This window comes from Streptomyces purpurascens (assembly GCF_045040895.1).
In the GTDB taxonomy this organism is placed as follows: Bacteria; Actinomycetota; Actinomycetes; order Streptomycetales; family Streptomycetaceae; genus Streptomyces; species Streptomyces purpurascens.
Genome location: NZ_CP108341.1, coordinates 3088619 through 3109496, shown reverse-complemented (window position 1 = coordinate 3109496; position 20878 = coordinate 3088619). Strand labels below are relative to the sequence as shown.

At 71.1% G+C, this 20878-nt stretch carries 23 protein-coding genes; 15 read left to right on the top strand and 8 right to left on the bottom strand.

The window, feature by feature from the left end:
• Positions 1-906 (top strand): ribonuclease Z, encoded by a 906-nt coding sequence (locus tag OHU35_RS14190; protein WP_189723473.1) that lies wholly within the window; start codon positions 1-3, stop codon positions 904-906.
• Positions 907-926: 20 nt separating this feature from the next.
• The gene (locus OHU35_RS14185) at positions 927-1919 is read left to right on the top strand and encodes an adenosine deaminase (protein ID WP_405505469.1); all 993 of its coding nucleotides are present in this window, start codon (positions 927-929) and stop codon (positions 1917-1919) included.
• A gap of 94 nt (positions 1920-2013) precedes the next feature.
• Here OHU35_RS14185 and OHU35_RS14180 read toward each other — a convergent pair whose 3' ends face one another.
• On the bottom strand, positions 2014-3354 hold the full coding sequence (locus OHU35_RS14180; RefSeq protein ID WP_359896169.1) for an MFS transporter: 1341 nt from the start codon (positions 3352-3354) through the stop codon (positions 2014-2016).
• 215 nt (positions 3355-3569) lie between these two features.
• Entirely contained in the window at positions 3570-4352 is a 783-nt protein-coding gene (locus OHU35_RS14175; RefSeq protein ID WP_359896168.1) for an IclR family transcriptional regulator, read from the bottom strand.
• Positions 4353-4440: 88 nt separating this feature from the next.
• On the opposite strand from OHU35_RS14175, the gene OHU35_RS14170 reads away from it, so the two are divergent.
• From OHU35_RS14170 to OHU35_RS14130, 9 genes are all read left to right on the top strand, one after another.
• The gene (locus OHU35_RS14170; protein WP_189723469.1) at positions 4441-5394 is read left to right on the top strand and encodes a 5-dehydro-4-deoxyglucarate dehydratase; all 954 of its coding nucleotides are present in this window, start codon (positions 4441-4443) and stop codon (positions 5392-5394) included.
• On the top strand, positions 5391-6680 hold the full coding sequence (locus tag OHU35_RS14165; RefSeq protein ID WP_359896167.1) for a glucarate dehydratase family protein: 1290 nt from the start codon (positions 5391-5393) through the stop codon (positions 6678-6680). The genes OHU35_RS14170 and OHU35_RS14165 overlap by 4 nt, the downstream gene beginning before the upstream one ends.
• Before the next feature lie 129 nt (positions 6681-6809).
• Positions 6810-7943 carry a carbohydrate kinase family protein gene (locus OHU35_RS14160; RefSeq protein WP_189723465.1) on the top strand — a complete coding sequence of 378 codons (1134 nt, stop codon included), beginning with the start codon at positions 6810-6812 and terminating at the stop codon, positions 7941-7943.
• 221 nt (positions 7944-8164) lie between these two features.
• Positions 8165-9232 (top strand): PhoH family protein, encoded by a 1068-nt coding sequence (locus tag OHU35_RS14155; RefSeq protein WP_189723463.1) that lies wholly within the window; start codon positions 8165-8167, stop codon positions 9230-9232.
• Positions 9233-9246: 14 nt separating this feature from the next.
• Positions 9247-9744, top strand: a complete 498-nt coding sequence (ybeY, locus tag OHU35_RS14150) for an rRNA maturation RNase YbeY (RefSeq protein WP_184592507.1) — start codon at positions 9247-9249, stop codon at positions 9742-9744.
• A gap of 11 nt (positions 9745-9755) precedes the next feature.
• A complete protein-coding gene (locus OHU35_RS14145; RefSeq protein WP_189723461.1) occupies positions 9756-11060 on the top strand; it encodes a hemolysin family protein in 1305 nt (434 codons plus the stop codon).
• The gene (locus OHU35_RS14140) at positions 11057-11416 is read left to right on the top strand and encodes an MmcQ/YjbR family DNA-binding protein (protein WP_189723459.1); all 360 of its coding nucleotides are present in this window, start codon (positions 11057-11059) and stop codon (positions 11414-11416) included. Before OHU35_RS14145 ends, OHU35_RS14140 begins: the two co-directional genes overlap by 4 nt.
• 20 nt (positions 11417-11436) lie before the next feature.
• Positions 11437-11790 (top strand): cytidine deaminase, encoded by a 354-nt coding sequence (locus tag OHU35_RS14135; protein ID WP_189723457.1) that lies wholly within the window; start codon positions 11437-11439, stop codon positions 11788-11790.
• Between the two features lie 282 nt (positions 11791-12072).
• Positions 12073-12549: a hypothetical protein gene (locus OHU35_RS14130; protein ID WP_189723455.1), complete on the top strand. Its 477-nt coding sequence runs from the start codon at positions 12073-12075 to the stop codon at positions 12547-12549.
• A 24-nt stretch (positions 12550-12573) separates the two neighbouring features.
• Here the strand turns inward: OHU35_RS14130 and OHU35_RS14125 are convergent, their stop codons facing one another.
• Positions 12574-12912: a P-II family nitrogen regulator gene (locus OHU35_RS14125; protein WP_114252339.1), complete on the bottom strand. Its 339-nt coding sequence runs from the start codon at positions 12910-12912 to the stop codon at positions 12574-12576.
• Positions 12909-14219 carry an ammonium transporter gene (locus tag OHU35_RS14120; protein WP_359896164.1) on the bottom strand — a complete coding sequence of 437 codons (1311 nt, stop codon included), beginning with the start codon at positions 14217-14219 and terminating at the stop codon, positions 12909-12911. The genes OHU35_RS14125 and OHU35_RS14120 overlap by 4 nt, the downstream gene beginning before the upstream one ends.
• A 172-nt stretch (positions 14220-14391) precedes the next feature.
• Here OHU35_RS14120 and era point away from each other — a divergent pair, with 172 nt between their 5' ends.
• Positions 14392-15354 carry a GTPase Era gene (era, locus tag OHU35_RS14115; protein ID WP_405505464.1) on the top strand — a complete coding sequence of 321 codons (963 nt, stop codon included), beginning with the start codon at positions 14392-14394 and terminating at the stop codon, positions 15352-15354.
• Positions 15355-15386: 32 nt separating this feature from the next.
• Here the strand turns inward: era and OHU35_RS14110 are convergent, their stop codons facing one another.
• The gene (locus OHU35_RS14110) at positions 15387-15833 is read right to left on the bottom strand and encodes an ATP-binding protein (RefSeq protein ID WP_189723450.1); all 447 of its coding nucleotides are present in this window, start codon (positions 15831-15833) and stop codon (positions 15387-15389) included.
• A 238-nt stretch (positions 15834-16071) separates the two neighbouring features.
• Between OHU35_RS14110 and OHU35_RS14105 the strand changes: the two genes are divergently transcribed.
• The 3 genes from OHU35_RS14105 to OHU35_RS14095 are packed head-to-tail and all read left to right on the top strand — an operon-like array spanning position 16072 to position 18052.
• On the top strand, positions 16072-16944 hold the full coding sequence (locus OHU35_RS14105; protein WP_405505461.1) for a helix-turn-helix domain-containing protein: 873 nt from the start codon (positions 16072-16074) through the stop codon (positions 16942-16944).
• On the top strand, positions 16941-17192 hold the full coding sequence (locus OHU35_RS14100; protein ID WP_189723446.1) for a DUF397 domain-containing protein: 252 nt from the start codon (positions 16941-16943) through the stop codon (positions 17190-17192). Before OHU35_RS14105 ends, OHU35_RS14100 begins: the two co-directional genes overlap by 4 nt.
• 47 nt (positions 17193-17239) lie before the next feature.
• Entirely contained in the window at positions 17240-18052 is an 813-nt protein-coding gene (locus OHU35_RS14095) for an SAM-dependent methyltransferase (protein WP_405505459.1), read from the top strand.
• On the opposite strand, the gene OHU35_RS14090 is transcribed toward OHU35_RS14095, so the two are convergent.
• Genes OHU35_RS14090 through OHU35_RS14080 form a run of 3 tightly spaced genes read right to left on the bottom strand, consistent with a single transcriptional unit; the run spans position 18042 to position 20770 of the window.
• The gene (locus OHU35_RS14090) at positions 18042-19364 is read right to left on the bottom strand and encodes a GH1 family beta-glucosidase (RefSeq protein WP_405505457.1); all 1323 of its coding nucleotides are present in this window, start codon (positions 19362-19364) and stop codon (positions 18042-18044) included. The genes OHU35_RS14095 and OHU35_RS14090 overlap by 11 nt on opposite strands.
• A 57-nt stretch (positions 19365-19421) precedes the next feature.
• Positions 19422-19688 carry a protealysin inhibitor emfourin gene (locus tag OHU35_RS14085; protein WP_184592473.1) on the bottom strand — a complete coding sequence of 89 codons (267 nt, stop codon included), beginning with the start codon at positions 19686-19688 and terminating at the stop codon, positions 19422-19424.
• A gap of 20 nt (positions 19689-19708) precedes the next feature.
• A complete protein-coding gene (locus tag OHU35_RS14080; protein WP_189723441.1) occupies positions 19709-20770 on the bottom strand; it encodes a M4 family metallopeptidase in 1062 nt (353 codons plus the stop codon).
• Between the last annotated feature and the right edge of the window lie 108 nt (positions 20771-20878).

Genomic DNA, 20878 nt, shown 5'->3' with positions numbered 1-20878 from the left:
TTGTCCGTACGTGAACTCGTGGTCCTCGGCACCGCCAGCCAGGTGCCGACCCGGCACCGCAACCACAACGGCTACCTGCTGCGCTGGGACGGCGAGGGCATCCTGTTCGACCCCGGCGAGGGCACGCAGCGCCAGATGCTGCGGGCCGGGGTCGCCGCGCACGACCTGAACCGGATCTGCGTCACGCACTTCCACGGCGACCACGCCCTGGGCCTGCCCGGGGTCATCCAGCGGATCAACCTCGACCAGGTCCCGCACGAGATCACAGCCCACTACCCGAAGTCCGGGCAGCGCTTCTTCGAACGGCTCCAGTACGCCACGCCGTATCGCGCGACCGTCGTCATCACGGAGGGCCCGGTCGCCGGGGACGGTGTGCTCGCGGAGACGCCGTCGTACACGCTGGAGGCCCGCAGGCTGTCGCACTCGGTCGAGTCGTACGGCTACCGGATCGTCGAGCCCGACGGCCGCCGCATGCTGCCCGAGCGGCTCGCCGCGCACGGCATCAAGGGCCCGGACGTCGGCCGGATCCAGCGCGAGGGCTCGCTCGGCGGGGTCGCGCTCGACGACGTGAGCGAGGTGCGGCGCGGGCAGCGGTTCGCGTTCGTCATGGACACCCGGCTGTGCGACGGGGTGTACGCGCTGGCCGAGGGCTGCGACATGCTCGTCATCGAGTCGACGTTCCTCGACGAGGACGAGCAACTCGCCGTGGAGCACGGCCATCTGACGGCGGGGCAGGCCGCGCGGGTGGCGCGGGACGGTGGTGTGCGGCATCTCGTGCTGACCCACTTCAGTCAGCGCTACACCGACCCGGACGAGTTCGAGCGGCAGGCGCGGGCCGCCGGGTACGACGGTGAGCTGACCGTGGCACACGATCTACTGAGAGTGCCGGTTCCGAAGCGTCGGTGAATCAGCCGTACGATGAATTGATGTCCCTCCCCAAAGCCGAACTGCACCTTCACATCGAAGGCACCCTGGAACCGGAACTCGCCTTCGAGCTCGCCGCGCGCAACGGCGTCATGCTGCCGTACGCCGACACGGACGAGCTGCGCGAGGCGTACCGGTTCGAGGACCTGCAGTCCTTTCTGAACCTGTACTACGAGCTCATGGCCGTCCTGCGCACCGAGCGAGACTTCGAGGACCTGGCGAACGCCTACCTCGCCCGTGCCGCCGCCCAGGGGGTGCGGCACGCGGAGATCTTCTTCGACCCGCAGGCCCACACCGGCCGGGGGCTGGAGATCGGCACGGTCGTCGAGGGGCTGTGGCGGGCGCTGGGCAGCAGCGAGGCGAACCACGGTGTCTCGACCCGGCTGATCCTGTGCTTCCTGCGCGACGAGTCCGCCGAGTCGGCCCTGGCGACCCTGGACGCGGCCAAGCCCTACCTGGACCGGATCACCGGAGTCGGCCTCGACTCGGCCGAGGTCGGGCATCCGCCGGTGAAGTTCCGCGAGGTCTACGAGGCCGCTGCCGCGCTCGGGTTGCGGCGGGTCGCGCACGCCGGTGAGGAGGGGCCGCCGGAGTACATCACCGAGGCGCTGGACATCCTCGGCGTGGAGCGGGTCGACCACGGCCTGCGCTGTGTGGAGGACCCGGCGCTGGTGGAGCGGCTGGTGCGGGACCGGGTGCCGCTGACGCTGTGCCCGCTGTCGAACGTACGGCTGCGGACCGTCGACACCCTCGCCGACCACCCGCTGCCCGCCATGCTGGACGCCGGCCTCATGTGCACGGTGAACTCGGACGACCCGGCCTACTTCGGCGGCTACGCCGGCGAGAACTTCGACGCCGTGCGCGCCACTCTCGGGCTGAGCGAGGAGCGGCTGCGGGAGCTCGCCCGCAACTCCTTCCTCGCGTCCTTCCTGGAGGACGACGAGGAGCTGCGGGCGCGGTACCTCGCCGAGGTGGAGGCCTACGCCTTCCCGTAGGGCCCGCCCGCTTCACTTCCCGTGGATGCGGCCCTCACGGCGACGGGCTGGTCCGTGCACCGGCGCGCCCGCGCGGGCGCGCCGACCCTCTGACCTACAGGGCTCCGGACCCCGGTGAGGCACCCGCCTGCCGGGGTCCTGCCTTGTCGTAGGCCCGTTGGGTGGGAATCGCCGCGGCCTCCACGGAGATCTCCACGACCGGCTGTTCCGGGGCGCCGATCTCGGGGACCGTGCCTGTGGGCGTGCCCGTGGCGGCGGCGACCAGGGCGGCCGGGTGGCCGCCGCGGCGGCGGATCGCGCCGGGCAGCAGCGGGCGTCCGCCGGTGTGCAGGGCGACGGCGGTCATCGGCAGGGCGATCACCAGCAGACCGGCGCCGAGGACCGCGCCCATGGCCGGGAACCCGGCCTGCGCCGACAGCACACTGCCGGTGAGCGGTCCGGCGGCCGTTCCCAGCGAGGACGCCGAGCCGACCAGCACCGCCCAGCGGCCGCGCGGGTCGAGCGAGGCGGCGAGCCCGATCAGATACGACAGCACCACCGGGTACAGCGTGTTCCAGGCGATCTCACCGGTCGCGAAGCTCGTCAGGTCGGTCGAGGAGGCGCTGAGCGCGATGCAGCCGGCGATGAGGACCGTGCCCGCCCCGATGGGCACGGCACGTCCCAGCCGCGCGCCGAGCGCGCCCGCAGCGAGGACCCCGGTCAGTCCGGCGCCCAGACCCAGGGCGAACACGGCACCGACGGTGGCCTCGCTCAGCTGGGCCTGGTCAAGACCGATCCGTCCGCTCACGCCCCACAGGGAGTTCTGGGCGAGCGACCAGCACAGCATGGCGGCGGCCAGCACCAGTCCCGAACGGGCGTGCGGCAAGCGGGCCTTGTGGTGCCGCGTGGCCACGGCGGGCGCACCGGCGGGGAGGCGGCCGGCCAGCGGCCACACGACCAGGGCCGTGAGGGCGATCGCGGCCAGCGGCAGCCCGTGCCCCGGGCCGAGGCGAGGGACCGTCAGATACACGGCACCCGCGAGGGCGGAGACGGTGAGCAGTCCGGCGGTGGAGGCCCGGTGCGGATCACGCTGTCCGGCGATGAGGGTGGCGGCGACGGTGGTGGCCGTGCCGGATCCGAACCCGCCGAGGACGGCCCCGGCGACGACGGCCGGGACAGCGGTGGTGAGCGCGGCGCCGCCGTAGCCGAAGAAGGCCAGGGCGAGGCCGATCCGGGCGAGGGTGCGGGCCCCGATCCGTTCGACCCGTGAGGCCAGGACGAATCCGGCGGCGGCCGAACTCAGCAGCAGGGCACTGCCGACGGCGCCGGCCTGTGTGGCGGAGAGCGGTAGGTCCGAGTCGAGCCTGCCGACGGTGGTCGGCAGCAGATACGGAGCGAGGTACCCGGCCGTGAAAAGGGCGACGAGGGGCCAGGGTGTGGTGCGGGGGGCGAACACGGGCGTTCCCAGGGCATGCGAAAGGAGCGGCTAAGAAGGGGGATTGGGCGACGACCGTCGACGGACAGGAACGCGCGGGCAATTTGTATCAAGCAAGTAGTCGAACGCGTGAACCCAGAACGTGTGATCTGGAGCACGTTGTGTTTGAGGCAGGGAAGGCCGGGTAGAAGTGCGCTTTTTGCTCACGCCGGTGGCCCCTCACCGGCGGGTTTCGGCTAACGCCAGTGCACCGATCCGGCGCCTGTCGGAACCGTCGCCTCGGCCTTCGCCCGGATCTCCCGCATCACGGTGATGATCCGCTCCTCGTGCTCCGGAGTGAGCCGGGCGACCGGCACCGAGCAGCTGATCGCGTCCAGCGCGGGGGAGTCGTAGCGCAGCGCGAACCCGAAGCCGACGATCCCGCTCACGCCCTCCTCCCGGTCCACGGAGTGGCCACGGGCCCGGACCCGCGCGAGGTCGGCCGCCAGGGACTCCCGGCTCGTGTGCGAGTTCGGGGTCAGCGCCTCGTACGGCCCCTCGGGCAGCTCCTCGTCCGGGCGTTCCGCCAGCAGTGCCTTGCCCAGGGCTCCGACGTGTGCGGGCAGCCGCCGCCCGACCCGGCTGATCGTGCGCAGGTACTCGTGCGACTCCCGCGTCGCCAGATAGGCCACGTCCTGGCCGTCCAGACGCCCCATGTGGATGGTCTCGCCGAGCGCCTCGGACGCCTCGTCGAGATGCGGCCGCACGGCCCGGACCCGGGGGTCGGAGTCGAGGTAGCCGGTGCCGGTGAGCAGGGCGTGGATGCCGATGCCGTACAGGGAGCCGGTGACGTCGGTGCGGACCCAGCCGCGCGAGATCAGGGTCTGGAGCAGCGCGTACATCGAGCTGCGCGGCACGCCGAGTGCGTCGGCCAGCTCCTGCAGCCGGGCCGGGCGGTCGCCGCGTGCCGCGAGGAGTTCCAGCAGCTCGACCGTGCGCGCCGCGGACTTCACTTCGCGGACGCCCCCTGTGTCTGACATGAGCCGATCGTAATCGGGCGGCCTCGGGCGGTTGACGTTCGCGTATCCAACCGACATTCTCATATATAGATGACGTCTACATAAGGAGATGACTGTGAGCGCTGGAGCTGGACCGGAAGCGGTCGCGCAGCGGCTGCGGGACGGCATGGCCGGTGGCGTGCTGTCGTTCCCGCTGACCGGCTTCCGCGACGACGGCACCCTCGACCCGGACGGCTTCCGCGCCTACGTCGCGCAGCGGCTCGCCGCCTCGCCCGGCGCCGTCTTCCCCGCCTGCGGCACCGGCGAGTTCTTCTCGCTGGACGAGGACGAGTACCGGCAGGTCGTCACGATCACCGTCGAGGAGGCGGCGGGCCGCGTACCCGTCGTGGCCGGCATCGGATACGGCTGGGCGCAGGCCGTCCGGTTCGCGCGCATCGCCGAGGACGCCGGCGCCGACGCGCTCCTCGTGCTGCCGCACTACCTCGTCGCCGCCCCGCAGGACGGTCTGGTCGCCCAGCTGGAACAGATCGCCGCCCGCACCCGGCTGCCCCTGATCGCCTACCAGCGCGGCCAGGTCGCCTTCACCGCCGAGTCGCTCAAGCGCATCGCCGCCCTGCCGAACGTCATCGGCCTCAAGGACGGCCACAGCGACCTCGACCGGCTGCAGCGCCTCACGCTCGCCGCCCCCGAGGACTTCCTGTTCTTCAACGGCGCCGCCACCGCCGAGATCCAGGCCCGCGCCTACGCCACCGTCGGCGTCCCCGCCTACTCCTCCGCCGTGCACGCCTTCGCCCCCGAGATCGCCGACGCCTTCTTCGCCGCCCTGCGCGACGGCGACCACGGCACGGTCGACAAACTGCTGCGCGACTTCTACGTCCCGCTCGTCGAACTGCGCGACCGCGTCCCCGGGTACGCCGTGTCGCTGGTGAAGGCGGCGGCCCGGCTGCGCGGCCACCGGGTCGGGCCGGTACGCGCTCCGCTCACCGACCCCTCGCCCGCCGACCTGGCGACCCTCAGGACCGTTCTCACCACCGGCCTCGACCTCGTAGGAGCCGCCCTGTGAACCTCGCCATCACGGACGTACGGCTGACGCCGATCCTGGTCGCGGACCCGCCGCTGCTGAACACGCAGGGCGTGCACCAGCCGTACACGCCCCGGCTGATCGTCGAGGTCGTCACGGCCGACGGCGTCACGGGCGTGGGGGAGACCTACGGCGACGCCAAGTACCTGGAGCTGGCCCGCCCCTTCGCCGAGCGGCTGAAGGGGCACCAGGTCAGCGATCTGAACGGCCTGTTCACGCTGGCGGACCAGGTCGCCGTCGACCGCTCCCGGGTCGAGAACGCCGTCGACGTCGGCGGGCTGCGGGGCGTCCAGACCGCCGACAAGCTGCGGCTGTCCGTGGTCTCCGCCTTCGAGGTCGCCTGCCTCGACGCCCTCGGCAAGGCGCTCGGACTGCCCGTGCACGCGCTGCTGGGCGGCAAGGTGCGCGACGCCGTCGAGTACAGCGCCTACCTGTTCTACAAGTGGGCCGACCACCCGGAGGGCGTACCCGCCGAGAAGGACGACTGGGGCGCCGCCGTCGACCCGGCGGGCGTGGTGGAACAGGCCCGGCGGTTCAAGGAGCGCTACGGCTTCACCTCCTTCAAGCTCAAGGGCGGCGTCTTCCCGCCCGACGAGGAGGTCGCGGCCGTCCGGGCGCTCGCCGAGGCGTTCCCCGGGCATCCGCTGCGGCTCGACCCCAACGGCGCCTGGTCCGTCGAGGCGTCCGTCAAGGTGGCCCGGGAACTCCGGGACGTCCTGGAGTACCTGGAGGACCCCGCGCTCGGCACCCCCGCCATGGCCGAGGTCGCCGAGCGGACCGGGGTGCCGCTCGCCACCAACATGTGCGTGACGACCTTCGCCGAGATCAAGGAGGCGTTCACCAAGGGCGCCGTCCAGGTCGTGCTCTCCGACCACCACTACTGGGGCGGCCTGCGCAACACCCAGCAGCTCGCCGCCGTCTGCCGCACCTTCGGCGTCGGCGTGTCGATGCACTCCAACACCCACCTGGGCATCTCGCTCGCCGCGATGACCCATGTGGCGGCCACCGTCCCGAACCTCCACCACGCCTGCGACTCCCACTACCCCTGGCAGTCGGAGGACGTCCTCACCGAGCGGCTGACCTTCGAGGGCGGCAAGGTCGCGGTGTCGGACGCGCCCGGGCTCGGCGTGGAGCTCGACCGCGAGCGCCTCGCCGTACTGCACCGGCGGTGGCTGGACGACGACGGGGCGCTGCGGGACCGCGACGACGCGGCGGCCATGCGGATCGCCGACCCGGAGTGGGTGACGCCCTCGATGCCCCGCTGGTAGGGCATCACGCAGGGGGCGCACGGGGCCCGGCGCGAGCTGACGGACCTGGTGGGTCCGGCGTGATCGGCGTCACGTTGTCGGTGGTGTGGTGCAGACTGGCCTGATCCGCACCACGTCAGGGAGCGCACCGTGATCGCGTCCACCGCCCCGGCCGGAAAGGGCCCGAGAAAGGGATCGCACCGCCAGACCCCGGTCGATCCCCTCGCCCCGCTGCGCGTGCCGGACGACCCGCCCTGGGACGTCTATCTCACCGGCACCGTCTTCCTCGACATCATCTTCACCGGGCTCGACTCCGCCCCGGTGCGCGGGACCGAGTCCTGGGCACGCGGGATGGGGTCGAGCCCCGGCGGCGTCGCCAACATGGCCACCGCCCTGGCCCGCCTCGGCCTGCGCACGTCCCTGGCGGCGGCCTTCGGCGACGACCACTACGGCGACTACTGCTGGGACGCGCTGGAGCACGGCGAGGGCATCGACCTCTCCCCGTCGCGCACGGTGCCCGGCTGGCACTCCCCGGTGACCGTCTCCATGGCGTACGAGGGGGAGCGCACGATGGTCTCCCACGGCCATGAGCCGCCCCCGGAGGAACCGGCCGTCGAGTGCCCGCCCCGCGCCCGTGCCGCCGTCGCCTCCCTCGCACCGGGCGTGAGCGCGCCCTGGATCGCCCAGGCCGCGAGCAAGGGCACCCGGGTCTTCGGTGACGTCGGCTGGGACGACACCGGCGCGTGGGACCTGGCGGCACTGCCCGACCTGCGGCACTGCGAGGCGTTCCTGCCGAACGCGGAGGAGGCGATGCGGTACACGGGCGCCGACTGCCCGCGGGCCGCGGCGCACGCCCTGACCGAGTACGTGCCGCTCGCGGTGGTCACGCTCGGCGCGGACGGGGCGTACGCGGTGGACCGGCGTACGGGGGAGACCGCCGAGGTGCCGGCCATCGAGGTCGAGGCGCTCGATCCGACCGGGGCGGGGGACGTCTTCGTCGCCGGGTTCGTGACCGGGACGCTGGCGGACTGGCCGCTCGCGGACCGGCTGGCCTTCGCCGGGCTGACGGCGGCGCTGTCGGTGCAGGAGTTCGGCGGGTCGTTGTCGGCGCCGGGCTGGTCGGAGATCGCGGGGTGGTGGCGGAAGGTGCAGTCGGTCCAGGGGCAGTCGTCGACGGCGTTGCGACGGTACGGGTTCCTGGCGGGGCTGGTGCCGGAGAAGCTTGTGCGGCCCTGGCCGTTGCGGAGGGCTGTTCCTACGATCGGGTTCCGGCGCTCGGCGTGAGGTCCCGGCCTGCCAGGGGGCTCCGCCCCCTGGCCCCCCCGGGCCTGTGCCCACCCACCACCCGAAGCGGTCGGTCAAGGGAAACTGCCGGCCTCGTTTCCAACCCCACCCCTAAAAGCCCTACGGCGTTGTCAGTGCTCCGTCGTACCCTTGGAATCGCGAGGCCGCCCTCAGCTACGCGGCCGTGACGAGGAGGAACCGCAGGCCTTAAGCGCCGGCCCATGACTCAGACACCCACAGCTCACACCCCCGCGCAGGAGCAGGCGAGAGCGCAGTTCACCGTCCCCGCCCAGCACCCCATGGTGACCGTGCTGGGGTCCGGCGACAGCCTCCTGCGCGTGATCGAGAAGGCCTTCCCGGCGGCCGACATCCACGTCCGGGGCAATGAGATCAGCGCGGTCGGCGACCCAGCGGACGTCGCCCTCATTTCGCGCGTGTTCGACGAGATGATGCTCGTGCTCCGCACCGGGCAGCCGATGACGGAGGACGCAGTGGAACGCTCGATCGCCATGCTCAAGGCGAGCGAGAACGGGGAGAGCGAAGGCCAGGAGACCCCGGCCGAGGTGCTCACGCAGAACATCCTGTCCTCGCGGGGCCGCACGATCCGCCCCAAGACGCTCAACCAGAAGCGCTACGTGGACGCGATCGACAAGCACACCATCGTCTTCGGCATCGGCCCCGCCGGCACCGGCAAGACGTACCTGGCGATGGCCAAGGCGGTGCAGGCCCTGCAGTCCAAGCAGGTCAACCGCATCATCCTGACCCGCCCTGCGGTCGAGGCCGGAGAGCGCCTCGGCTTCCTCCCGGGCACTCTCTACGAGAAGATCGACCCGTATCTGCGCCCGCTCTACGACGCGCTGCACGACATGCTCGACCCGGACTCGATCCCGCGGCTGATGGCGGCGGGGACCATCGAGGTCGCGCCGCTGGCGTACATGCGCGGCCGGACCCTCAACGACGCCTTCATCATCCTGGACGAGGCCCAGAACACGAGCCCCGAACAGATGAAGATGTTCCTCACCCGCCTCGGCTTCGAATCGAAGATCGTGATCACGGGTGACGTGACGCAGGTCGACCTCCCGGACGGCACCAAGAGCGGTCTGCGGCAGGTGCAGGAGATCCTGGAGGGCCTGGACGACGTCCACTTCTCCCGGCTGTCGTCGCAGGACGTGGTCCGTCACAAGCTGGTGGGCCGTATCGTCGACGCGTACGAGCAGTACGACACCAAGCACGGCACCCAGAACGGCGGGCACAAGAGCCGCGGCAAGTCCGTGCACAAGGGGAAGTAGACAAGCACCACACCATGTCGATCGACGTCAACAACGAGTCCGGCACCGAGGTCGACGAGCAGGCGATCCTCGACATCGCCCGCTACGCGCTCGCCCGGATGCGCATCCACCCGCTCTCCGAGCTCTCGGTCATCGTCGTGGACGCCGACGCCATGGAGCAGCTCCACATCCAGTGGATGGACCTCCCCGGCCCGACGGATGTCATGTCCTTCCCGATGGACGAGCTGCGCCCGCCGTCCAAGGACGAGGACGAGCCGCCGCAGGGGCTGCTCGGCGACATCGTGCTCTGCCCCGAGGTCGCCACCAAGCAGGGCGCCGAGGCCGACACGCAGCACTCCATGGACGAGGAGCTCCAGCTGCTCACCGTCCACGGAGTGCTGCACCTGCTGGGCTATGACCACGAGGAACCGGACGAGAAGGCCGAGATGTTCGGCCTGCAGGCGGCCATCGTGGACGGCTGGCGCTCGGAGCGGGGCCTGACCGGCCCGTCCCCGGCGCCGACGGTCTCGTAGAGCCGCCGCCGATGAATCCGCAACTCGCCCTGGGCGCGGTCGCCCTGGTCGTCGTGGCCTGGCTCGCCGCCTGCGCGGAGGCGGGCCTCGCGCGCGTCTCCAGCTTCCGCGCCGAGGAGGCCGTACGCGGCGGCAGGCGCGGCAGCGCCAAGCTCTCCCAGGTCGCCTCCGACCCGACCCGCTATCTGAATGTGGCGCTGCTGGTGCGCGTCGCCTGCGAGATGGCCGCCGCCGCGCTGATCACCTACGGCTGCCTGAAGGAGTTCGACGGCACCACCGAGGCCCTGCTGGTCGCCATCGCGGTCATGGTCCTCGTGTCGTACGTCGCCGTCGGCGTGTCCCCGCGCACCATCGGCCGCCAGCACCCGCTGAACACGGCGACGGTCTCGGCGTACGTCCTGGTGCCGCTGGCCCGGATCATGGGCCCCATCCCGTCGCTGCTCATCCTCATCGGCAACGCGCTCACCCCCGGCAAGGGCTTCCGCCGCGGTCCCTTCGCCTCCGAGGCGGAGCTGCGTGCGCTGGTCGACCTCGCCGAGAAGGAGTCCCTCATCGAGGACGAGGAGCGCCGCATGGTGCACTCGGTCTTCGAACTGGGCGACACCCTCGTCCGGGAGGTCATGGTCCCGCGCACCGACCTGGTGGTCATCGAGCGGTTCAAGACCATCCGCCAGGCCCTCACCCTCGCCCTGCGCTCCGGCTTCTCCCGGATCCCGGTGACCGGCGAGAGCGAGGACGACATCGTCGGGATCGTGTATCTGAAGGACCTGGTCCGCAAGACGCACATCAGCCGCGACGCCGAGTCCGAGCAGGTGTCCACGGCGATGCGCCCGGCGTTCTTCGTGCCCGACACCAAGAACGCGGGCGACCTGCTGCGCGAGATGCAGAAGGAGCGCAACCACGTCGCCGTCGCCGTCGACGAGTACGGCGGCACGGCCGGCATCGTCACCATCGAGGACATCCTCGAGGAGATCGTCGGCGAGATCACCGACGAGTACGACCGCGAGCTGCCGCCGGTGGAGGACCTCGGCAAGGACCGCTTCCGGGTCACCGCCCGGCTCGACATCGGCGACCTGGGCGAGCTGTACGGCCTGGAGGAGTTCGACGACGAGGACGTCGAGACGGTCGGCGGTCTGCTGGCGAAGGCGCTGGGCCGGGTCCCCATCGCGGGTGCGTCGTCCGTGGTCGAGCTGCCCGACGGCCGGTGCCTGCGTCTGACGGCGGAGGCCGCGGCCGGCCGACGCAACAAGATCGTGACGGTGCTGGCGGAGCCGGTGGAGCCGGCGGACGCGACTCAGGAGGAGACGCCGGAATGACCCCGCAGGAGCTGCGTGCGTTCTGCCTGTCCTTCAACGCGGCGGTGGAGGACTTCCCGTTCCGCCCGGAGATCTCGGTCTTCAAGGTCCAGGGCAAGCTGTTCGCCTTGTCGCATCTCGACGAGCGCCCGCTGAAGGTCAACCTCAAGTGCGACCCGGACGACGCGATCCGGCTGCGCGGCGAGCACGAGGGCCTCGTCGTCCCCGGCTGGCACATGAACAAGCGGCACTGGAACACGGTCACGGCCGACGGCGGGCTCCCGGACCGGCTGGTCCGGGAGCTCGTCGAGGACTCGTACGACCTCGTGGTCGCGGGCCTGCCGCGGGCGGACCGCCTCCGCCTCGACCGTCCGTGACGCTTACGTATGCTCGGATCATGACCGACAGCAGCGCGCTCGACCCCGAGGACCGCAAGATCGTCACCCTGGCCCGCTCCGCGCGGGCCCGCAACGGCGTGCCCGAGGGGGCGGCCGTACGGGACGAGACCGGACGTACGTATGTCGCGGGCACCGTGGCCCTCGATTCCCTGAAGCTCAGTGCCCTGCAGACGGCGGTGGCGATGGCGGTGGCCTCGGGTGCGCAGTCCCTGGAGGCCGCGGCGGTGGTGACGGCAGCGGAGTCGCCGTCCGCCGAGGACCGGGCGGCGGTGCGGGATCTCGGCGGTGCGGAGACTCCGGTGCTGGTGGCGGGGTTCGACGGGGTCGTCCGGCTGACGGTGTCGGCGGGCTGAGCCCTGAGGGCTGCGCCCCCAGACCCCCCATCGGCCTGAACGGCCTCGTCCTCAGAGGCCGGACGGGCTGGTTGGTGCCGGTCTGCCCCGTCCGCGGTCAGTGCTGGCCGAACTTCGCTGTAACCGGCGGTAATTAGGCCAGATTTCAACCTTGCCGCCGCCTGCCCCACACGCATCAATGGAACCGTCAGTTCCGACGGACCGTCAGGTTCGACTCTCGGCAGTGTGTCCGCATCCATGTGCCGAGCGGTCCACCCCCCACGGAAACGGAGCCGGAATCCCATGAGATGCAAGCGAATCGGAGCAGGTGCGGCACTGGCCGCCGGGGTCCTCGCGGTCAGCGGGCTCGCCTTCGCCCCCGCCGCTCTCGCCGTCACCCCACAGGCGGCGACGATCAGCGCGGACTGCGGCACCTTCGGCAGTGGCGAGGCCACGCTCACGGCCACGCAGAACGGCACCGCCGCCACCGTCACCGTCAAGTCCTCGGCGATCACCGCGCCGATCGCACTGGGCGCGGACTCGATCTCGTCCTCGCTCACGCTGGTGAAGTCCGGCGGCGGCACCGTCGCCTTCACCGGCACGAAGAACCCGGCGATGGCCGCCGGCGCCCCCGTCGAGGTCGGCCCCCTCAGCGGCACCGTGGCCTCCGGCGACAGCCTGGAGGCCTTCGGCGGCTCGCTGAAGATGACCGTCTTCGGCATCACCATCACCTGCACGGCGACCGGGCCGCAGTCGCCGGGCCCGTTCGTGTTCGACTGAGACCGCAGCGACGCGGCCCCGGTGTCAGAGCGCGTCGGGGCCGCGCTCGCCCGTCCGCACCCGCACGACGGTGTCGACGGGCAGCGCCCACACCTTCCCGTCGCCGATCTTGCCGGTGTGCGCCGCCCTCACGACCGCGTCGATGACGGCCTCGGCGTCCGCGTCCTCGACGACGACCTCGATACGGACCTTCGGCACCAGGTCGACCTGGTACTCGGCGCCGCGGTACACCTCGGTGTGGCCGCGCTGCCGGCCGTAGCCGCTGGCCTCGCTCACGGTCAGGCCGTGCACGCCGAGTTCCTGCAGGGCGTTCTTGACCTCGTCGAGGCGGTACGGCTTGACGATCGCGGTGATGAGCTTCATGCCTGGGGGGTGACCTTCTGGGCGTGGGGGACGACGGAGGAGGAGACCGGGGCGCCGTGGCCCAGGACCCCGTGATCGTAGGCCGTCTCGGCGTGCACCGTAAGGTCCAGGCCGGTCTGCTCCTGCTCCTCGCTCGCGCGGAAGCCCATGGTGACGTCGATCAGCTTGCCGATGCCGTACGTCACGGCGAACGCGTACACCGCCACCACGACCACGGCCACCAGCTGCTTGCCGAGCTGGGCGAGGCCGCCGCCGTAGAGGAGGCCCTCGGCGCCGCCGGTCATCGACTCGACGGCGAAGACGCCGATGAGGAGCGTGCCGATGACACCGCCGACCAGGTGGACGCCGACGACGTCCAGGGAGTCGTCGTAGTTCAGCTTGAACTTCCAGCTCACGGCGTACGAGCAGACGGCACCGGCGGTGAGGCCGACGACCAGGGCGCCGAGCAGGGAGACCGAGCCGCAGGACGGCGTGATCGCGACCAGGCCGGCGACCGCGCCGGACGCCGCGCCCAGGGTGGTGGGGTGGCCGTCGCGCTTCTGCTCGACGAAGAGCCAGCCGAGCAGGCCGGTGCAGCCCGCGGCGAGGGTGTTGAGGAACGCGGCGGCCGCGAGGCCGTTGGCGCCGAGGGCGGAGCCGGCGTTGAAGCCGAACCAGCCGAACCAGAGCAGACCGGCGCCCAGCATCACCATGGGCAGGTTGTGCGGGCGCATGGAGTCCTTCTTGAAGCCCAGCCGCGGGCCCAGGACCAGGCACAACGCGAGTCCCGAGGCGCCGGAGACGATCTCGACGGGCAGGCCGCCGGCGAAGTCGAGGGCGCCGAGCCTCTCCAGGATCCAGCCGCCCGGGCCCCACACCCAGTGCGCGACCGGAACGTATACGAGCAGCGCCCACACCGGCACGAAGACCAGCCATGCCCCGAACTTCGCCCGGTCGGCGACCGCGCCGCTGACCAGCGCGGCGGTGATGATCGCGAAGGTGAGCTGGAAGGTGGCGAAGAGGAGGGTGGGGACGGTCCCCTGGACGCTGTCCGGGCCGAGACCGCTCATGCCGATGTGGTCGAGGCCGCCGATGAGACCCCCCGCGGCGTCCTCGCCGAAGGTGAGGGAGAACCCGGCCGCCAGCCAGACCACCGTCACCAGGGCGATCGACACGAAGCTCATCATCAGCATGTTGAGCACGCTCTTCGTGCGGACCATGCCGCCGTAGAAGAGGGCCAGGCCGGGAGTCATCAGCAGGACGAGGGCGGTGGCGGCGAGCAGCCAGGCGGTGTCGCCGGTGTCGGCGCTTGCGGCGGCCAAGGACACGGTGTCTCCAACGGGGTGGGGCTCCGGGGGCTCGTCAGAGGTTCACCGCCGTCCGTTTCCGGTTGCGTACGGGTGTGTTTCCGTGACGTTTCGTTGCGTGAGGGTTTCCGGGAGCTCACCGGCCGGCCGGCGTTCGGGCGCCTGTGCGGCGGGGCTCTGTGGATCAGGGAGAATGGGCGCCATGAGCGTTCGTACCCAGTCATCCGAAGAGCCGGCCGAAGCTGTCCACAGGGCTGGCTTCGCCTGCTTCGTGGGCCGTCCCAACGCGGGCAAGTCCACCCTCACGAATGCTCTGGTCGGCCAGAAGGTGGCGATCACGGCGAATCAGCCGCAGACGACGCGGCACACCGTGCGGGGCATCGTGCACCGCCCGGACGCGCAGTTGATCCTGGTCGACACCCCGGGGCTGCACAAGCCGCGCACGCTGCTGGGCGAGCGGCTGAACGACGTCGTGCGCACGACGTGGGCCGAGGTGGACGTGATCGGCTTCTGCCTGCCGGCGAACGAGAAGCTCGGCCCCGGCGACCGCTTCATCGCGAAGGAACTGGCGTCCATCAAGAAGACGCCGAAGATCGCGATCGTCACGAAGACCGACCTGGTGGACGGCAAGACGCTCGCCGAGCAGCTCATCGCGATCGACCAGCTCGGCAGGGAGCTCGGCTTCGAGTGGGCCGAGATCGTCCCGGTGTCGGCGGTCGGGGACAAGCAGGTGAACCTGCTGGCCGACCTGATCGTCCCCCTCCTGCCGGAGGGCCCGGCGCTCTACCCCGAGGGCGACCTGACCGACGAGCCCGAGCAGGTCATGATCGCGGAGCTGATCCGGGAGGCCGCGCTGGAGGGCGTCCGTGACGAGCTGCCGCACTCCATCGCCGTGGTCGTCGAGGAGATGCTGCCCCGCGAGGACCGCCCCGCCGACAAGCCCCTTCTCGACATCCACGCCTTCGTCTACATCGAGCGCCCCAGCCAGAAGGGCATCATCATCGGCCCCAAGGGCAAGCGCCTGAAGGACGTCGGCATCAAGTCCCGCAAGCAGATCGAGGCCCTGCTGGGAACGCCCGTGTTCCTGGACCTCCACGTGAAGGTCGCGAAGGACTGGCAGCGGGATCCGCGGCAGCTGCGCAAGCTGGGGTTCTGAGGGGCGCGGCGCGCAACAACGGTTCGGCGGCGCTATAACGGCGTCGCCAGGCTCGCCCATACCGCGTTGCCGCCGGTGAGGGTCGAGCGGGTGATGCCCCAGCTCTCCGCTATCTCCCGGACGAGCAGCAGGCCGCGGCCGTTCTCGTCGTCGAGGCCGGGGCGGCGGTCGGGGATGCCGCGGCCCGAGAGGTCGCCGTCGTGCACCTCGAGACGGAAGCGCTCGTCGGGCATCAGCCCGACACCGCACAGGATCCGCTCACTGAGCGTGTGCAGCACGGCGTTGGTCACCAGCTCGGATATGAGCAGGACGGCGTTCGCGCACACCTCGTCGGGCACCTGCCACGAGTCCAGCCGCGCGTGCATGGCGTGACGGGCGCTTCTGACGCTGGTCCGGTGCGGCGGCAGTTCCAGCCAGTGGGTGCGGCCCGGGCGCACCGCGTCCAGGAACCGGGGGGTGGATGTCGTGTGGGGGGACACGGCGGTCGCCTTCCGTGGGGGGTGGGAAGGGGCGAGGCGGACAACGGACCGGCCGGAAAAGGGGAGTGGGGGCTTCCGGCGCCCTGGTCACACAAGTAACTATGCTCGCAGAGCAGTTCACGCTGCAACCATCTCCCTGATAATTTCAAACGGAACGCATCGCCCCGCTCGGATCTCCGGCAGAACGATCAAGTCCCTGCCGTCCTTGCGCCGATGACGACCCCTCAGGAGGTACGGCGTGAACGACGCGCGATCAGGCACCGGCGCCGGCGCACCCACCGTTCTCCGCATGATCCTCGGCCGTCGGCTCCAGGAAGCGCGGCAGGGCGCGGGTCTGTCCCTCGACGACGCGGCCAAGACCCTGCGCGTGACCCCGCTGACCATCCGCCGCCTGGAAAAGGCCGAGGTCGGCCTGAAGATCCTCTACGTCGAGAAGCTGCTGGAGACCTACGGCGCCGGCCGGCAGGAGATCGACGAGTTCGTCACCCTGGCCGAGCGGGCCAACGAGCCCGGCTGGTGGCACCCGTACCGCGATGTGATGCCGTCCTGGTTCACCGCCTACGTGAGCCTGGAGACCGGCGCGAGAACGCTGCGCACCTATGAGCCGCAGTACGTCACCGGCCTGCTCCAGACGCCCGGGTACGCGGGCGCCGTGCTGGGCGGGGGCTTCCCGAACGACGACGAGGAGGACCTCCAGCGGCGCGTGGAGCTGCGGCTGCGCCGCCAGGGCCTGCTCACCAAGCAGGACCCGCCCACGCTCTGGGTGGTGATGGAGGAGGCCGTACTGCACCGCGTGGTGGGCGGCCCCGAGGTCATGCGGGAGCAGATCGACCGGCTCCTGGAGGCGTCCGAGCTGGACCACGTCAGCGTCGACATCGTCCCGTTCGCCGCGGGCGCCCACGTCGGGGCGTGCGCGCCCTTCACCTACTTCCGGTTCGAGGAGCGGGAGCTGCCCGACATCGTCTACAGCGAGATCCTGTCCGCCTCCGTCTACCTCGACCAGCGTGCCGACGTCGTGGCGCATCTGGAGGCGCACAACCGGCTGTCTCTGAAGACCTCGTCCGCGGACAGCAAGGCGCTGTTGAACCGCATGCGGAAGGAGTACTCATGACCATCGCCGAGGGCACCGTCTACAACGGGATGCCCGCGTCGGACCTGGGGGAGCAGGGCTGGGAACGGCCCTGGAGCGGTCCGAACGGGGGGCAGTGCGTGGAGGCCAAGCAACTCGCCGACGGCCGCGTGGCGGTCCGGCAGTCCACGGATCCGGCCGGTCCCGCGCTGATCTACACGCCCGAGGAGATCACCGCGTTCGTCGCGGGGGTCAAGCAGGGCCTCGCCGACCATCTGACGGCGCACTGAAGACCTGGTCGCATCGCGCACCACCACCCCCCACCGAGAGGCACAGCATGACCCACTCGCAGGCCGCGCGGGACATAGACACCAGCAGGCCCCACTCCGCCCGCATGTACGACTACTACCTCGGCGGCAAGGACCACTTCGAGGTCGACAAGCAGGCCGCCGAGCGGGTCGCCGAGGCCTACCCCGCCATCTTCGTGTGCGCCCGCGAGAACCGGGCCTTCATGCACCGGGCCACCCGGGTCCTGGCGCGCGAGCACGGCATCCGCCAGTGGCTGGACATCGGCACCGGCATCCCCACCGAGCCCAACCTGCACCAGGTGGCCCAGTCCGTGGTCCCCGACGCCCGGGTGGTCTACGCCGACAACGACCCCCTCGTCCTCAAGTACGCCGAGCGCCTGATGCGCAGCTCGGCCGAGGGCCGTACGACGTACATAGAGGCGGACGTCAACGACCCCCAGACCCTGCTGAACGCGCCCGCGCTGGCCGAGGTCCTGGACCTGAGCCGCCCGGTCGCGCTCTCCCTCAACGCCCTCATGCACTTCGTCACCGACGCCCAGGACCCCTACGGCATCGTGCGCCGCCTGCTGGACGTCCTGCCCTCGGGCAGCGCCCTGGCGCTGAGCCACTGCACGCCCGACTTCGACGCCCCCACCTGGCAGAAGGTCACCGACATCTACACCTCGGCCGGGACCCCGGTGCGCTTCCGCTCCCGGGAGGACGTCGCCCGCTTCTTCGACGGCCTGGACCTGCTGGAGCCGGGCGTCACCGTGGGCCACCGCTGGCGCCCGGACCCCTCCGACGGCGACACCCCGACGGACGCCGAGGTCAGCCTGTGGACCGGCGTGGGCATCAAGCCGTAGCGCCCTGGGCCTTCAGCAGCTCCCGGTACCAGCGGTACGACGACTTCGGGGTCCGCTCCTGGGTCTCGAAGTCGACGTGGACCAGGCCGAAGCGGCGTGCGTAGCCCTCCGCCCACTCGAAGTTGTCGAGCAGGGACCAGACGAAGTAGCCGCGCACGTCGACGCCCGCCTCCAGCGCCCGGTGCAGGGCCCGGACGTGGCCGTCCAGGTAGGTGACGCGGTCCTGGTCGTCGACGCCCGGGTACGAGCAGCCGTTCTCGGTGATGACGACGGGCGGGAGCCGGTCGCCGTAGCGGTCGCGGAACGTGGTGAGGAGTTCGGTGAGGCCCTCGGGTACGACCGGCCAGCCGAAGTCCGTGACCGGGTGGCCCGCGATCTCCCGTACGGAGAAAGGCAGTTCGGCGGGCATGGAGACACCGCCGAACTCGATCTCCGTGCCCTGCGGGGCGCCCACCCGGGTCGGCGCGTAGTAGTTGACGCCGTACCAGTCGAGCGGCTCGGCGATCACCTTCAGGTCGGCCTCGACGTCCCCGGGCATCAGCTCGCCGATGCCGTCCGGGTACCGGCCCAGCAGCAGCGGGTCCGCGAAGAGGCGGTTCAGCAGCAGGTCGTAGAACTCGGCCGCCTCCACGTCCGCCGCCTCGGCCGACGCCGCCCAGGTCGGGCCGTGCGAGTTGGCGACGCCGATGTCCGTGGCACCTGATGCGCGCAGGGCCCGTACGGCCAGACCGTGGGCCAGCAACTGGTGGTGCGCGACCGGCAGCGCGTCGAACAGCAGCTTCCGGCCCGGGGCGTGCACGCCCAGGGCGTGGCCCAGCAGGGTGTGCTCGGCGGGCTCGTTCAGGGTGATCCACTTGGTCACCCGGTCACCGAGGCGGTCGGCGACCAGTGACACGTACTCGGCGAAGCGGGCGGCCGTGTCCCTCTCCAGCCAGTCCAGGTCCGCCGGCAGGTCCCAGTGGAACAGGGTCGGCACCGGGCGCACGCCCGCCGCGCACAGGTCGTCCACCAGCCGGTCGTAGAAGTCCAGGCCCTTCTCGGAGCGCACCCGCGGCCAGGAGACCGAGAAGCGGTACGCGTTCACGCCCAGCTCCGCCAGCAGCGCCACGTCCTCGCGGTGGCGGTGGTAGTGATCGCAGGCCACCGCAGCCGTCGAGCCATCCTTGATCCGTCCCGGCTCGGCCGTGAAGGCGTCCCACACGGACGGCTCGCGTGCGTCCGCCGCCCCCTCGATCTGGTGCGCCGAGGTCGACACGCCCCAGAGGAAACCGGCCGGGAAACGGGGGATCGGGTTGCCTGCGTCAGTCGCCATGCGCGGATCATCCGTACCGGTGGTAACTCAAGTCAACAGGCCGCCGCCCGGGACCTGTTACGCCCCCTCCTTCAGGACCCGCGAGATCAGCTTGCGCTGCTCGTCCGTCAGCCGGGGATCCGAGCAGTAGACCGTCTTGCCGTCCACCGTGATCTGGTAGCTGAAACCGTCCGGCACCCCGATCGGCGGAGTGCCCCGGCCGGCGGCCACGGCCTGCTCGGCCAGGGCGTGCCACTCGGCGGCATCGGGTCGGCCCGAGGTGTCCACCTCGGCATGCCGCTCGATGCCCGCGAACCCGCCTGTGCGCCTCACCTGAATCCGCATGGCACCTGTCTAGTACGGAACTACAGGGTCCGCACCCCGACCTGCTCCCAGGCCTTCGACACGGCGTCCAGTTCCTCCCCGTCGCCGAAGCGCTCCCGCGCGGCCTTGACGGTGAGCGTGGCGAAGTCGGTGAACATCGCCTGCTCCTTCAGCTCGCCGCCGGTCAGCACGTCGTACCAGACCTGTCCCGCGCGCTCCCAGGCGTGGCCGCCGAGGGCCGTGGCCGCGAGGTAGAAGGCGTGGTTGGGGATGCCCGAGTTGATGTGGACGCCGCCGTTGTCGCGGCCGGTGCGGACGAAGTCGTCCATGGTCGCGGGCTGCGGGTCCTTGCCGAGGACGTCGTCGTCGTACGCCGTGCCCGGCTCCTTCATGGAGCGCAGCGCCACGCCCGTCACGCGCGGGGCGAGCAGGCCCGCGCCGATCAGCCAGTCGGCCTCGGCGGCGGTCTGGCCGAGCGTGTACTGCTTGATCAGCGCGCCGAAGACGTCCGACACGGACTCGTTCAGCGCGCCTGGCTGGCCGAAGTAGGTGAGGTTCGCGGTGTACTGCGTGACGCCGTGGACGAGCTCGTGGCCGATGACGTCGATCGGGATGGTGAAGTCGAGGAAGATCTCCCCGTCGCCGTCCCCGAAGACCATCTGCTCGCCGTTCCAGAAGGCGTTGTTGTAGTCGCGGTCGTAGTGCACGGTCGCGTCCAGCGGCAGGCCGTTCCCGTCGATCGAGTCGCGCTGGTAGGCCGTGAGGAGCAGTTCGAAGGTGGCGCCGAGGCCGGCGTAGGCGCGGTTGACCGTGGCGTCCTTGCCGGGCTTGTCGCCCTCGCCGCGGACCTTGTGTCCGGGCAGGTCCGTGCCGTGCCGGGCGTCGTGGACCGTGCGCTGCGGCTTGCCGTCGGCGAGCGAGGCGACGGCGGTCGCGCCGAGGACCGTGGTGAGGCGGCGCTGGGTGCGCTCGAAGGCGTCGCGCTGGAGGGTGCGGCGGGCCGGGCCGGCCAGCGCGGGGTCCTCGGCCTGGGAGAGTTTGTCGAGGACATGGGGCGGAACGATGGTGCAGAAGACGGGCTCGAAGCCCCCGTGAGTCGTCATGACCGGCACCCTTGCACTGCGTGACGAGGCTGTCACTGGTCGCCACCATGATTAGTGAAATACGCGGACAAGCGACTTCACGCTCCGTGGTTGAGTGGTATGGCGAAG

Bases quoted from the DNA above. Each gene is read 5' to 3' on its own strand.
- OHU35_RS14185 (WP_405505469.1), top strand. From the start codon at position 927: ATGTCCCTCCCCAAAGCCGAACTGCACCTTCACATCGAAGGCACCCTG.
- OHU35_RS14175 (WP_359896168.1), bottom strand. From the start codon at position 4,352: ATGTCAGACACAGGGGGCGTCCGCGAAGTGAAGTCCGCGGCGCGCACG.
- OHU35_RS14170 (WP_189723469.1), top strand. From the start codon at position 4,441: ATGACTGTGAGCGCTGGAGCTGGACCGGAAGCGGTCGCGCAGCGGCTG.
- OHU35_RS14155 (WP_189723463.1), top strand. From the start codon at position 8,165: ATGACTCAGACACCCACAGCTCACACCCCCGCGCAGGAGCAGGCGAGA.
- ybeY (WP_184592507.1), top strand. From the start codon at position 9,247: ATGTCGATCGACGTCAACAACGAGTCCGGCACCGAGGTCGACGAGCAG.
- OHU35_RS14145 (WP_189723461.1), top strand. From the start codon at position 9,756: ATGAATCCGCAACTCGCCCTGGGCGCGGTCGCCCTGGTCGTCGTGGCC.
- OHU35_RS14140 (WP_189723459.1), top strand. From the start codon at position 11,057: ATGACCCCGCAGGAGCTGCGTGCGTTCTGCCTGTCCTTCAACGCGGCG.
- OHU35_RS14135 (WP_189723457.1), top strand. From the start codon at position 11,437: ATGACCGACAGCAGCGCGCTCGACCCCGAGGACCGCAAGATCGTCACC.
- OHU35_RS14130 (WP_189723455.1), top strand. From the start codon at position 12,073: ATGAGATGCAAGCGAATCGGAGCAGGTGCGGCACTGGCCGCCGGGGTC.
- OHU35_RS14125 (WP_114252339.1), bottom strand. From the start codon at position 12,912: ATGAAGCTCATCACCGCGATCGTCAAGCCGTACCGCCTCGACGAGGTC.
- era (WP_405505464.1), top strand. From the start codon at position 14,392: ATGGGCGCCATGAGCGTTCGTACCCAGTCATCCGAAGAGCCGGCCGAA.
- OHU35_RS14100 (WP_189723446.1), top strand. From the start codon at position 16,941: ATGACCATCGCCGAGGGCACCGTCTACAACGGGATGCCCGCGTCGGAC.
- OHU35_RS14095 (WP_405505459.1), top strand. From the start codon at position 17,240: ATGACCCACTCGCAGGCCGCGCGGGACATAGACACCAGCAGGCCCCAC.
- OHU35_RS14090 (WP_405505457.1), bottom strand. From the start codon at position 19,364: ATGGCGACTGACGCAGGCAACCCGATCCCCCGTTTCCCGGCCGGTTTC.
- OHU35_RS14085 (WP_184592473.1), bottom strand. From the start codon at position 19,688: ATGCGGATTCAGGTGAGGCGCACAGGCGGGTTCGCGGGCATCGAGCGG.
- OHU35_RS14080 (WP_189723441.1), bottom strand. From the start codon at position 20,770: ATGACGACTCACGGGGGCTTCGAGCCCGTCTTCTGCACCATCGTTCCG.